Source organism: Acinetobacter sp. ANC 4973, assembly GCF_002135275.1.
Lineage (GTDB): Bacteria > Pseudomonadota > Gammaproteobacteria > Pseudomonadales > Moraxellaceae > Acinetobacter > Acinetobacter kyonggiensis.
In genome coordinates this window covers 1-12,465 of sequence record NZ_NEGM01000024.1, presented here as the reverse complement: position 1 = coordinate 12,465, position 12,465 = coordinate 1, and the positions used below count along the sequence as shown (strand labels likewise).

General features: G+C 34.5%; 14 protein-coding genes. 6 read left to right on the top strand and 8 right to left on the bottom strand.

Features of this window, described 5'->3' with window-relative positions; translation table 11 throughout:
- Positions 1-1,127: 1,127 nt before the first annotated feature.
- From B9T30_RS15665 to B9T30_RS15650, 4 genes are all read left to right on the top strand, one after another.
- Positions 1,128-2,021, top strand: a complete 894-nt coding sequence (locus tag B9T30_RS15665; protein ID WP_068547255.1) for a phage integrase N-terminal domain-containing protein — start codon at positions 1,128-1,130, stop codon at positions 2,019-2,021.
- On the top strand, positions 2,021-2,260 hold the full coding sequence (locus B9T30_RS15660; protein WP_005207486.1) for a hypothetical protein: 240 nt from the start codon (positions 2,021-2,023) through the stop codon (positions 2,258-2,260). The genes B9T30_RS15665 and B9T30_RS15660 overlap by 1 nt, the downstream gene beginning before the upstream one ends.
- Positions 2,261-4,078 carry a type IV secretory system conjugative DNA transfer family protein gene (locus B9T30_RS15655; RefSeq protein ID WP_068547257.1) on the top strand — a complete coding sequence of 606 codons (1,818 nt, stop codon included), beginning with the start codon at positions 2,261-2,263 and terminating at the stop codon, positions 4,076-4,078. It begins immediately after the preceding gene.
- 76 nt (positions 4,079-4,154) lie between these two features.
- Positions 4,155-4,688, top strand: a complete 534-nt coding sequence (locus tag B9T30_RS15650; protein WP_086185816.1) for a hypothetical protein — start codon at positions 4,155-4,157, stop codon at positions 4,686-4,688.
- A 101-nt stretch (positions 4,689-4,789) separates the two neighbouring features.
- Here B9T30_RS15650 and B9T30_RS15645 read toward each other — a convergent pair whose 3' ends face one another.
- The 6 genes from B9T30_RS15645 to B9T30_RS15615 all read right to left on the bottom strand — a co-directional run bounded on the left by B9T30_RS15645 (position 4,790) and on the right by B9T30_RS15615 (position 8,743).
- Positions 4,790-5,860: a toll/interleukin-1 receptor domain-containing protein gene (locus tag B9T30_RS15645; protein WP_086185815.1), complete on the bottom strand. Its 1,071-nt coding sequence runs from the start codon at positions 5,858-5,860 to the stop codon at positions 4,790-4,792.
- Between the two features lies 1 nt (position 5,861).
- Positions 5,862-6,740 (bottom strand): DUF4231 domain-containing protein, encoded by an 879-nt coding sequence (locus B9T30_RS15640; RefSeq protein WP_171264180.1) that lies wholly within the window; start codon positions 6,738-6,740, stop codon positions 5,862-5,864.
- Entirely contained in the window at positions 6,740-7,243 is a 504-nt protein-coding gene (locus B9T30_RS15635; protein ID WP_086185813.1) for a TIR domain-containing protein, read from the bottom strand. The genes B9T30_RS15640 and B9T30_RS15635 overlap by 1 nt, the downstream gene beginning before the upstream one ends.
- Before the next feature lie 191 nt (positions 7,244-7,434).
- Positions 7,435-7,749, bottom strand: coding sequence for a BrnA antitoxin family protein (locus B9T30_RS15630; RefSeq protein WP_005198822.1), 315 nt, complete (start codon positions 7,747-7,749; stop codon positions 7,435-7,437).
- Complete coding sequence (locus B9T30_RS15625) at positions 7,712-8,023, bottom strand: BrnT family toxin (protein ID WP_005198820.1); 312 nt, start codon at positions 8,021-8,023, stop codon at positions 7,712-7,714. The genes B9T30_RS15630 and B9T30_RS15625 overlap by 38 nt, the downstream gene beginning before the upstream one ends.
- Before the next feature lie 267 nt (positions 8,024-8,290).
- Positions 8,291-8,743: an Lrp/AsnC family transcriptional regulator gene (locus B9T30_RS15615; protein ID WP_086185812.1), complete on the bottom strand. Its 453-nt coding sequence runs from the start codon at positions 8,741-8,743 to the stop codon at positions 8,291-8,293.
- Between the two features lie 109 nt (positions 8,744-8,852).
- On the opposite strand from B9T30_RS15615, the gene B9T30_RS15610 reads away from it, so the two are divergent.
- Positions 8,853-9,488, top strand: coding sequence for a LysE family translocator (locus B9T30_RS15610; protein WP_086185811.1), 636 nt, complete (start codon positions 8,853-8,855; stop codon positions 9,486-9,488).
- Between the two features lie 37 nt (positions 9,489-9,525).
- Complete coding sequence (gene panB, locus B9T30_RS15605) at positions 9,526-10,320, top strand: 3-methyl-2-oxobutanoate hydroxymethyltransferase (protein ID WP_086185810.1); 795 nt, start codon at positions 9,526-9,528, stop codon at positions 10,318-10,320.
- Between the two features lie 195 nt (positions 10,321-10,515).
- Here panB and B9T30_RS15600 read toward each other — a convergent pair whose 3' ends face one another.
- Positions 10,516-11,133, bottom strand: a complete 618-nt coding sequence (locus B9T30_RS15600; RefSeq protein ID WP_068547251.1) for a plasmid replication DNA-binding protein — start codon at positions 11,131-11,133, stop codon at positions 10,516-10,518.
- A gap of 77 nt (positions 11,134-11,210) precedes the next feature.
- A complete protein-coding gene (gene repM, locus B9T30_RS15595) occupies positions 11,211-12,110 on the bottom strand; it encodes a replication initiation protein RepM (RefSeq protein WP_171258818.1) in 900 nt (299 codons plus the stop codon).
- Between the last annotated feature and the right edge of the window lie 355 nt (positions 12,111-12,465).

Genomic DNA, 12,465 nt, shown 5'->3' with positions numbered 1-12,465 from the left:
AGTCAATCCCTCATAGTTAGTAGTCAATCCCTCATAGTTAGTAGTCAATCCCTCATATTTAAGAGCTGAAAGCCTTGTCTTTAAAGGCTTTCAGCCTGCCTAAAAGATTTAAAAGATTTAAAATATAATTAAAAAGAGCAAATTAAAAAATTGCCCTATGTTTTCGCTACGCTCAAACTCTATTGAACTTCGCTTTCGCTCAGTTCGAAGGGGCAATTTTTTTCAAATAACTGGAATTAATTCTCTAAAAGAAAAAGCAACTCGGAATTCGCTTCGCTCATAAGTTTTTATGCTCGCTTCGCTCGGTCTAGATTCAAATTAATTTTGTTCGCACCCTTTCGGGATGCTCTGTACCTACCATTTAAAATCGAAAGGGAGCTTGTAATCAGGGAAAAGACAGGAGCGAAATTTTTATAATGCTCAATCGCTCGTAGACACTCGCTCGGTTTAAACCTGTTTCAGTTAAAAAGAAAAGGACAAAGCGAACGGAGTGTGAGCGACTAAGAAAAATCAAAATCTCAAAACTTATTCCCTCTGACTACCAGCTCCCATCTGAATTTTTCAGGGAGTAGCCGAGCCATCCCGAAAGGGTGGCGGCTCCCCTTTTTGATACACGTAAACAGTGGCCAGGCTCTCCAGTCGTCACTACCTATAAGTAGTGACGACTTAGAGAAGCCTCATATTGCTTACAATACAAAACATTTTTGGAAGTTATTGCTGCGTGATAGAAGAATATTCACACATATACTAATCAGACTTTTTTGTTTTTTCATAACTTTTCTTTGCTGGCTTTCATTTACGTTTTTCAGCTTAAACACAAACTAAATACAGGAGATCAAATACTTTTAATCGCTCTCATCCTATATGCAGAAACGGTTTATTTTTATAAGTATTCACACATTTGGACTTAAAGATTCTCGAATTTTTATACCCATTTTTTGAGCATTTTTTATTGAACCAATTTCTATAATTGAATTTGATAAAACGTTAATTCGGCTCTTAACACTAACCAATACATCGGATCTCACCCAGTTTTAAATTAAAAAATTGATACTTAATTGATTCCGTAGCACAGCATAAAGCTGCGCTGTACTCATCAATCAAGCATCTCCAATAAAAGATGGATCATGACCTTAGAATATCAATTTGATCAGCTCTGCAATAAGTTCCGTGAGGGTTCACACGCCACGCAAGCAAATAGACGGGCTATGCTGAAATTATTCACTGAACAGCTTGCCAGGAATGGCTATGACGTTAAAACCATGTCGCCCAAAGATTTAAAAGGTCGGCATGTGAATAAATTGCTTGAGCAATGGCGTAAGGATGGCGTGTCCACAGGAACGATAAAAAATCGAATGGTGGCCGTAAGGTGGTGGGCTGAAAAAGTCAGCAATAGCGGTGCCGTCAAAGACAATGCAACTTATAAAATAGAAAATCGTGTCTATGTCACCAATGAAAATAAATCTATATCTTTAAAAGATCTGGATTTGTCTAAAACCGATACAAACATAGCGCAAAGCTTACGTTTACAAGACGCTTTCGGGTTTAGACGTGAAGAAAGCATGAAATTCCAACCTGAATATGCCTTAGATGGTCAAAAAATTGAAAATGCTAAATATATCCGCTTAAAAGACAGTTGGACCAAAGGCGGAAGACCTCGAACAATTCCCATAACCAATGAAAAACAACGTCAAGAACTCAAAAATGCCTATGCTCAAGCCGTGAAAAATGGCGGTTCCATGATTCCAAAAGAAAAAAGCTATAAATCTCACAAAGCCAATTTTGAGGCAGTAACGCATGCCCTGGGTGTTGGGCAAACGCATGGTTTAAGGCATGGCTATGCTCAAACCAGATACCGTGAACTCATGGGCTTTGATTGCCCTGCGGTAGGCGGTTCTCGTTCATTGTCTGAACATGAAAGGGAAAAAGATAAAGAAATTAGAATGTTAATCAGTGAAGAATTGGGGCATAGCCGTATCAATATTACGTCCGTGTACCTGGGTTCATGGAGTAAAAATTAATGGGTATTGCATCAGAAATACGTGAAAAATTACCGTTATGTGGTCGTTGTATTAATTGCAAACTTTTGATTTGGAATGATAAAGCAGAGCTAAAACCCACTCAAAATTTAATTAAATTTAGAAGCTCGGAAGCATCTTTTTATTATACGGTTCGTTGTTCATGGCTTAAAAGTCCTGTTTCTGAACCTCAATTCTTAGATACCTGTGAGGGTAAACAACAGCAAAAAGGGGATAATTAAATGGTGCACGATTTTTTTATGGCTTATTACACGTTTTTAATAAGAACTTTGCACTTTAAACCCCTTTTTGTTGGCTACGCGAATACCCTTTTAGTCCTAGTCATTATTGCGCTTTTTCTCATGATCTTTGTGAGCTTAAAGTCACTTTTTAAAGCGCATAATCCATACCATGAGTTTTTATATAATGTTGTGCTTTTGGGTTTGGCTATTCTAGCCCAGACCTATCTGTTGAGCGACCTCACAAATTTGCTTTCAAGTCATTATGTTATCGTTTCAAATAATAATTATTTCGTATCGTGGCTTTTGATTGCTGTTCTTTATACATTTTTGTACTTTGCTGGTGGCAAGTCAAAACCGCGTGCAGAACGTATAAAAAAAGAGTCTGCGGAAGGGTATGGCACCTTATTAAGTGAAGTGCACAGAGGGTTTGAAAATAAAACGCCACTCATTGCTTTTACTGATAGAACTTTACCCAAGAAGCAAATGAAAGACATGCAACAAAAACACCTGAATTGGTCTTTTCATCGTGAAAGCTTAAGGGTCACAAATGAGGATCGGGGCATTGTTTTGGGCGCACCTGGCTCTGGTAAAACAACATTTTTAATTTCTCAAATTGTAGAGTGGATGAAATCGGGGCGCAGCTTCGTGGCCACAGATGTAAAGCCCGAAATTTGGGCGATTTTGAAGGCAAACAATGTCTTTAAAATTTTTGGTTATAAAGATTGGGTTTTTAATCCAACCGATGTTGAGAGTGACCATTACAATATTTTTTCAGAAGTGACGGATTCAGCAGAACTCAACGAGATTTTGAACATTATCATTAAAGATGATACCGCTGAATCGGTGGTGTTTAATGACCTGGCAAGGCGTATTCTGAAGGCTGTTCTCATCGAACTTGGGGATAAAGCATCACTTGTAAATGCTCAAAATTATATTAACAGCATGGATAGCAATGATGAGTTGTTAAAAGCATTAAGACAGTCTGAAAAATCCAGTGTTTCCAATATTGCCAAAGAAATTTCTCGGACTGCTCAAAATGATCGCTTGCTTGCATCTGTGATGACGGCAGTTTCCAAAGCCTTTGAGTTTCTTGATGATGATCGTATTCGAGCAACGACATCAGATAATGCTCCAGGCTTCTACTTAAAAGAAGTTCTAATGCAGCCTAAACAAGCTGTATTTTTACAGTTTGACCAACAGTATAAAAGTTCAACGGCTACGCTATTCGGGGCAATGGTGGCGCATACCATGCGTATTTTACAAGCGAATCAAAACCGTAGACCGGTATTTATCGCCCTAGATGAAATCATCAATTGTGCCCCCATTCCAAAATTCACTGATTTGCTCAATACGATACGTTCTGCAAACATGCCTACGTTCCTATACCTTCAGAGTTTAGAGGGCTTAAATCGCCTCTATGGGTCAAATAGCGACAAAATATTCATGGGTTCTAGTAATTTGAAAATCGTTTTTAGAATTGGGGATATTGAATCGGCTGAAGAATGCAGTCGGTTGGTTGGTCAAACTGAGACGACATATATCTCTGAAACAGCAGGCACAAGTCAAACCAGCGGTACAAGTTCATCCAGTCGGGCCAGCAGTTCATCTTCTAACAGATCGCAAAATGTAGGGACAACAAAGTCTATTAAATTGGAATCCATTATTGAGCCTGCCGAATTTATTAAGTTGCCAATTGGTACTGCCGTGGTGATGTATAACGGCTCTTATGGAACGCTGGAAATGCCGAAATATTATGAGTGCTACAACATGCCAAAACGCACAACTTTAAAAACGATTCAGGATTTTAAAGCTGCCTAAATTTCGAAGCTTTTCTTTAATAATTTTCTCAGAAAATCTGAGCATGGTTCATGACAATATAGGAGTGCGATAAACAGTGTTATATGAAGCATATTACCCAAGTGAAGTAAGCAACAATCATCCGATTAAAATTTTCTATGGCTTTGTACAAGAGGGATTTGACAAGGATTATCAATTAACTTTAGTCGTTTTTTATCCCGAATTAACAGGTACATCTTTATTTAATTTGACGGATAAGACTAAAGCTGGTTTAGCAAATTTTCTATTACAAAAATATGTTTATGGTGTTGGAGCTTCACACATCAAAGTGGCTTTTGTATGCGAGCATGTCAATGAGAGAGACTTCTATACTGAAATTTGGGGTATAGATGTTTTTGAAAACTACGCTTTAGAGCAACTCGAGCAACAACCTAGAAGTTTACTCAGTGGCATTTTCGGAAATGATTCTAAAGAAGTCAGTATTCATTCAAGTTATTTGAATATCGGATTAACTGATTCAATCAAATTGATTGATGAAGGGCATTTAGATACGGCTCAAACGGCTTATCTTTTAAATAAGCTGAAAGAAAAAACTGATTACGGAAATTTTAATAAAATTTTTGGTGAGTAAAAAATTTTGCTGGCTATACGAAATTTAGTTATTCGAACTAAATTTCGTATAAGAGATTTTATGTTAAATAAAAAAATTTTTATAGAAAAGATCTATATTTATTATTTAACCTGTAAATCTATTTCCTTGATGGGAATTTCAATTCTGGCTTCAGCTAAAATTACTCTAGGTACGAAGTTTGCTAATTCTATTAGTAAAAAATCTTCTGTAATGAAAAAAATAATATTTTCTTCATTTATATACTGAAAATATTTTGTTAAATCTTCAAAAGTATTATATTTTTTTAATAGAATTAACGTTTCTTCCCAACTTCGATAATCTTTAAATAAATTATGAAATTTCAACGTTCTTAAGGGGGAAATTTGGAAATTAATGGATTTTATATAAGTATTAGGGTGCACTCCGCCAAAGTAAGAATTTATTGAAATACATATACTTATAATGTTATTTGATATAAAACTTATATTTCCAATAATTTGCAAATCAAAACTTAAACTTTTCATCACCTCTGATTCAAAGTACTCAGGATCTTCTAAAACGAAATTTCTATACTCGAATATCTCTTCTACAATTTTTCCTTGAATTACGTTATTGATTTCATTCGCGTCAAAAAAATGATTATCAATGAATTCAGGAAATTCACACAAGAAATCAATTTTGAAATCGTGTATGTTAAATTTATATCTATTTTCTTGATTGATATAAGTATCATTTATTGAATTGATTTGATGATTTTCTTGGAAATATTTTCTACGTTGTAAGTTTAAGCTATCAAGAATCTTTTTTTCAAAATACACATCATCAATAAAAATATGTTGTATATGTTTAAAATTTATATCTGTGAGTTTATCTTCTAACGTAACGGGAACAATATAAATATCATTGTTTAATTTATATTCCATTAAGCTTCTTGCAAGTTTATATTCTTTTTGAATATATCCTCTTTTTCTTAATGAAGTAGTCGAAATTAAAAAAATAATAAAGTCCGCAGTCGAAAGATTTTCCTTTATTTCTAAATCCCAATCCTGTCCTGGCAATAATTTTTCTTTATCCAGCCATGGTTCATAATTTGTGCAGCTTAGGAAGTCGTAAATTTTTTTTGCACTATTGTAGTCTTCACTAGCATAGCTAATAAAAACCTTATTTAAGTTTTTATCTGTTTGGATAGGCATATTATAAACTATCCTGTCTAGCTAACCATTGCGTATGCTCTCGAGAAAATGCATTTTCACTATCTGCTACAAATATCTCAAATTCTTTATCGTCTAAAATATTTAAAAATTTCTCCTTAATTTTAGAAATCTCAAATGCAGTGAGTCTATAGCTAGCGGATAATTCTCTATGTTTTTTAGTAACTAACCAAGTAAATACAAATGAACTAGCTAATAAAAATACATCTGCAGGCCAAATATTTATTTCTGGATATTTAGCCCTTAGGATTGCAAATAACATTGCTAAAATTTGAAATAGAATCATTATAGAAAACCAGAATTTTGATTTTTTCCGATTCTTTTCTGCATTTATATTATAAAAATCTAGTTGATCTTGAATTCTATTTTTAAGATAAAAATCTTTTCTTTCCTCAAAATTTTGATTTCGAATAGTTTTCATTTCACTAGTTATATAATTTATATCTGATCCAATATGACAAAAGTCTTCAGATAATTGTTGGTGTTCTTTTAATAAAGCATTTAATTTATCTATAATATTGTCGTCCACAACTTTAGCTTCTAGTTGTAAAGAAAATGGTTCAGCACCAGTAGCATATTTAAAAGATATAGATTTCACAGATTCTGCGAGTGCTCTAGATCTATACCAAGTTTGGTCTTTTTTAGATAGAACTAAGTAAATTGTAGCAAGTATTGAAAAAAATATTAAAGCTGCACTAACAAAGGCAAAATTAGAGCTAGTTAATCCAAAAAATCCTAATACAGCACTTACTAAGCTCAAAATAAAAGTTAATTTAATATTTAATAGATAATTTTTCTGAGAAGAGTTCGATAAATTATCAGCCTGATAAAACAATGTAGGAAATTTAAGAACTTTACTCATCATTCAAGACCTAAAATTTTTGTATAACGTAATCTTTCATAAACATGAGATAAATAGTGATAATTATCATTAGGTTTTTTCGTATAATCCTCTAAGGCAAAGGCAAGGATATCTGGCGAGAATGGAATAAAGATAGCACCTACATTTTTTAGAGGATCGGGAGTTAAAAAATCATTAATACGTCTTCCATCATGATGATTTCGATCAAGATTGACAGCAATAATTCTACAATTTTTTTCTAGAGCTACTTCGATCTCCCACTCTACAAATGTTTTCTTAAATCTAGTATCTTGTCCAATCAAAGATATAAAAGTTCCTGCCATATTTATTCTTTCACGGCATAATCTTTTTATATAAGCTTCATTAGTGGAATTGATTGCAGTATGTAACTGGCAATCTGAGAAGTTAAAATCGAATCGAGTATTAGCTTTCCATGCTTTCATTAAATGATAAGAACGAATATCACTACTACTAAAACCTACAAATGCTCTTGGTAAGCCCATTTAAAAGACCTTATATTTTAGAATGTTATTTATATCAGACGGATTACAAATCTTCAATTTGATATATCTTATGGAAAAATCTAAATAAATTCACTCAAATTGATAGGTCTCTTTCATAAATTAAGATTTTCTAAAATTAACATAATACGGATTATACGAAGTCAAAAATGGGAGCTTATAGCTCCCATTTTTTATGGATGATTCTTTAGTTCATTCAGCATGGCATCACGCAGAATTTTGTTCATTCGTGTCTGGTAGCCTTTGCCTTGGGCTTTCAGCCACTGCATGACATCTGCATCGATGCGAACCGTAGTTACTTGTTTAGTCGGCTTGTAAAAAGGATTCTGCACTGCATTTTTCCAAAAACTTTCATCAAGTTCAGGAATGTCTGAAAAGTCTATTTCACTGTTTGGGCGTTTAGCTAAAGCGTCAAGTCTTGCCTTTTGTTCTTCAGATAAAACAGGAGGGTTATTCAAATCCACTTTGTAAGTAACGGTTTTGTTCATACTGTTTCCTCTCTTTTTTCTCTGCCTGTCGTGCTGAAATAATACGGATATGATCAATCCCATTATGATCTTGCACAGTGTGGGCTACTAATAAAACTGTCTGCCCGTGTACGAGACCTATCGCTTGCCAACGATATTCACCATTCTCAAAGCGATCCTGTTTGAAGACGGCATGAGCATCATAAAAAACCAATGTTGCATCTTCAAAAGCTACACCATGTTTTTTGAGGTTGGTTTCTGCTTTATGCTCATCCCATGAAAACTCAATTTCCATAGTTGCATCGCTTTTTGTTAATATAAAAATGTTAATACAAAATTGTAAATTTTGCAAAGTTGTTCCATTTTTTATTGGCAAAATCTTACAGAATCGAACATAAAAAAACCGACTTGTTTCAAAGTCGGCTTTTTTATGGTTTTTGGATTTTTCTGATATTAATAAGTTGTTGATATTTATATTAATATACAAGTGTACTTCGTATAAGCGCCATTATGTTAAATAGAGTGCATTAGTCGATTTTTTCTATTATTTATAAGACATATTTTATAAGGGAAATAAGCGGTTAGAAATCACACTTTTCATGACCATGGTGGAGGTAAGTCGTTGAACTCCTGGAAGAGCAGAAAGCTTTTCATCATATAGTTTTTGAAAATTAGCTAAATCTCTCACAACTACATGTAATAAATAATCAGGATCTCCAAATAAACGCTGTGCTTGAATGATGTCTGGGATATCAAGAATAGCCTCCTCAAAATGAGCAATGGTAGTTTTATCACCATCCCTCATAGTCACAAATACAATAGTCGAAAAATTCAGCCCAATACGACTCGCTTCGAGTTGAGCACAATACCCTTTTATTATCCCTGACTCCTCTAAAGTCCGAAGTCTTCGATGGCATGGTGAAAGACTTAAGCCTACTTTTTCTGCCAATTCTGTAATTGATAAACGACCATTGGATTGTAATTCAGCAAGAATCTTTCTATCTATCTTATCCATTTAGAAAAATCGTCCATTAAAGTTGAGTTATGAGCAAATATTTGAAAGCACATTCTAAATTTTAAGGCTTAACCTTGCCAGCTTGTGAAATGGAATGATTTTTTAATTTATGGCATTTAATACACTTATCGCTTTTTGGAGTATATCCATTCTTTTTGTGATCACCCCGGGTGCTGATTGGGCATATGCGATTTCAGCTGGAATTAGAGGAAGAGTTTTACCTGCTATTTCAGGGTTACTGCTTGGCCATTTTATAGCAACTCTTGTTGTTGCTGCGGGTGTAGGGACACTGGTTGCGAGCCAACCTATAGCCCTTATGGTACTCACGATTATTGGATCACTTTATTTATTATGGATGGGGATTAGTTTATCTCTTCATCCAGCAACTATATCTAGTGAAAATAACCTCAACCTAGATGCTAATAAATCAGGGTGGAACTGGGTTTTTAAGGGATTTGGGGTAAGTGGATTAAATCCAAAAGTCTTTTTGTTATTCCTAGCATTATTACCCCAGTTTATTCATTCATCATCATCGTGGTCTATGACTATACAAATTATTTCTTTGGGATTAATCCATATTCTGAGTTGTGCCATTGTTTATATTTTAGTGGGTTTTAGTGCTCAAGTTTTATTAAAAACACGACCACGAGCAGCACAGATTGTTAGCCAAATTTCAGGAGGCTTAATGGTTTTAATCGCCCTTATTTTAATTATAGATCAGGTTAAACATTATAGTTTGAGATAAACCCTAAAAATTTAATAGATGAAATTGTGAGGTAATCATGCAGCAAATCACACTAAACACATTAAAAAAGATGAAAAAGGATGGAGAAAAAATCGCAGTTTTAACTTGCTACGATTCAACTTTTTCCAAAATTTCAAATCAAGCAGGCATTGATGCTTTGCTTGTTGGGGATACTCTAGGAATGGTTTTACAAGGTAACGATAGTACTTTACCTGTAATGATTGAGCATATGGCATATCACACAGCGTGTGTTAAAAAAGGGAATAACCAAGCATTTATCATTTCTGATTTACCTTTTATGACTTACTCTTTTCCTGAGCAAGCGTTAAAAAATGCGGGTGTACTGATGCAAGCAGGTGCTCATATGGTCAAGTTGGAAGGTGACATTTGGCTTTGTGAAACCATTACACGCCTAACAGAAAATGGGGTGCCTGTGTGTGCTCATATCGGTTTAACACCTCAAGCAGTCAATGTACTGGGAGGATTCAAAGTACAGGGCAGAACAGAAGAACAAGCCAAGCAGTTATTAGAATCGGCTAAGAAATTAGAAGAGTCTGGTGCAGCGATGTTGTTATTAGAATGTGTACCCTCAAATTTGGCTGAAAAAATTACTAAGGCTGTAGATATTCCTGTTATTGGTATTGGTGCTGGAGCAGAAACAGATGCACAAGTCTTAGTACTACACGACATGTTGGGATTAAATGAAAAAACTGCCAAGTTTGTTCGTAATTTTATGGAAGAACAATCGAGTGTACAAGATGCTATAAAAGCATATGTACTTGCTGTTAAAGATGGTTCTTTTCCTAGTGAAAAAAATCAATATATCTACTGACTCGTAAATGTTTAATTTAGATTTTCTAAAATTAACATAATACACCTTATACGAAATGCAAATTTTTATTTCATATAAATCATAGTTTTATGCTGATGTTGAAAGCCCAGTCACACCCGATTGGGCTTTTTTAATGATTTATCACGTTCCACGTTTACTATTCGAACAATGTTCCACGACTTTATTTAGCTCAAATTAACCATTCGGCAAGAAAAAGCGACTGATAAAGCCCCTTTTCTTCGGCTCTGGCTCTACGTGATCTGGAATAGGAATTCGCTTATTTTCCGGCTGCTCTGGAGTAGTCAATCCGTCATCTTTCGGCTGAGTTTGGATCTCAGTTTGTACAGGAGCTTCTTTTTGTTGAGTAGTCAATCCATCATAGTTCGACTCACTTTTTGAGCTAGTGTCTGTTGCTGTATCTAATTTTGGATCGATAGACCTAGTTGTATAGGCTCTTGGAGCTTCTAATAATCGTTGTATCGCTTCAATTTGTTCATCCTTAACGTGTAATTGATCATTCTTGGCTTTTAATTCATCACGTTGAAACTGCTCACGCTCATGCGCCTGTTCAAGCTGTTTTTGAAGCATGTAAACCTGCTGTTCTAGAAGGTGAACTTCTGACAACTTTCGTGTTTCGGTTGTCTGTGAACTGTTCACATTTCTAGACGGTTCACCAAAAACTCGAATAGCTTCGGAAAGATCAATTTTACCATCACTATTCTTACTTAAATTACCTTTATTAACTTGCTTATAAATGGCTTGACGAGTCATTCCATACAGGTTTGAAAGCTCAATAACAGATAGTGATTTCATCTTGTAATTCTGGTTGTCTATTATGTGAACCAAGATACATCAACAAACAGTCAACCGCTACATACACAGTCGATCTTTTATGCCTTAAAGCCTAAATTTTTAAGATGAGGAATAAGTTGTTTTTGTTGCATTGGATCTCGCAGCATATCTTTAATTTTGATAGCTAAGTCGTCATAACTTTCACCTTGTTGTGCTAGGTGAGATACTTCATGTAAGCGTGAAAGCTGATTACCAAACATATTAATTTGTGAATCTGTCAATTTATAAAAATTATTCTGTTCAGATTTATGCTCAATACTTTTTGATTTTTCTTTAAACGTGAATTGAATGTGTGTGACTTTTCGGCCTGTCTTTATTTGCTCGTAAGATACATTTAAAGGGCTATGTTCATTGATTTGATCTACAGCTGTATCAATAACCCATCTTTTTAAATCAGCAGATAATGGATATCTTTTTCCTAACTCCAACATACCTCTTAGAGATTCGATGGAAATCTCCCGTTTTCCTATTGAACGGTATTGGCTTAATAACTCATAAATACGAATAGCATAGGCGCTACTCATACCAGCAATGTCAGATAATGAATACTTAGTGAATTCACGACTTAGATTAGAAATGAAAGGCAAAATTTCTTTAGAAAACCTAATTCCTACAACGCTTTTACTTTCTAAAAATCGTATGGATTGAATCCATCTCATTTTGATTGATTCATCATCAATAGCTAAATTAATTGATCTGTCATATAAGCGGTTTACACCATCTTTTAGATCTCTATAAGCCGTTTTTTCATGAACCCCAAGTTTTTTTAAGTCATCAATAGTTACGCGATAAATTTCATCATCTGTAATGTCTTCAGCCCGACTAATTTTACTAATAGCCGCTAACACAATACGCTGTTCTGTTGAGCTGAGTTGATATGAAGCCTCAATAACTTGATTTGATTTAACTACTAGTTCTTTTTTAGATGGACTCATCACTTTTATTTCGAAAACCTAGAAAACCTAACTATGAGCACTATAATTCTCTCATAGTTAGTAGTCAATCCCTCATATTTAAGTAGTCAATCCCTCATAGTTAGTAGTCAATCCCTCATAGTTAGTAGTCAATCCCTCATATTTAAGAGCTGAAAGCCTTGTCTTTAAAGGCTTTCAGCCTGCCTAAAAGATTTAAAAGATTTAAAATATAATTAAAAAGAGCAAATTAAAAAATTGCCCTATGTTTTCGCTACGCTCAAACTCTATTGAACTTCGCTTTCGCTCAGTTCGAAGGGGCAATTTTTTTCAAATAACTGGAATTAATTCTCTAAAAGAAAAAGCAACTCGGAATTCGCTT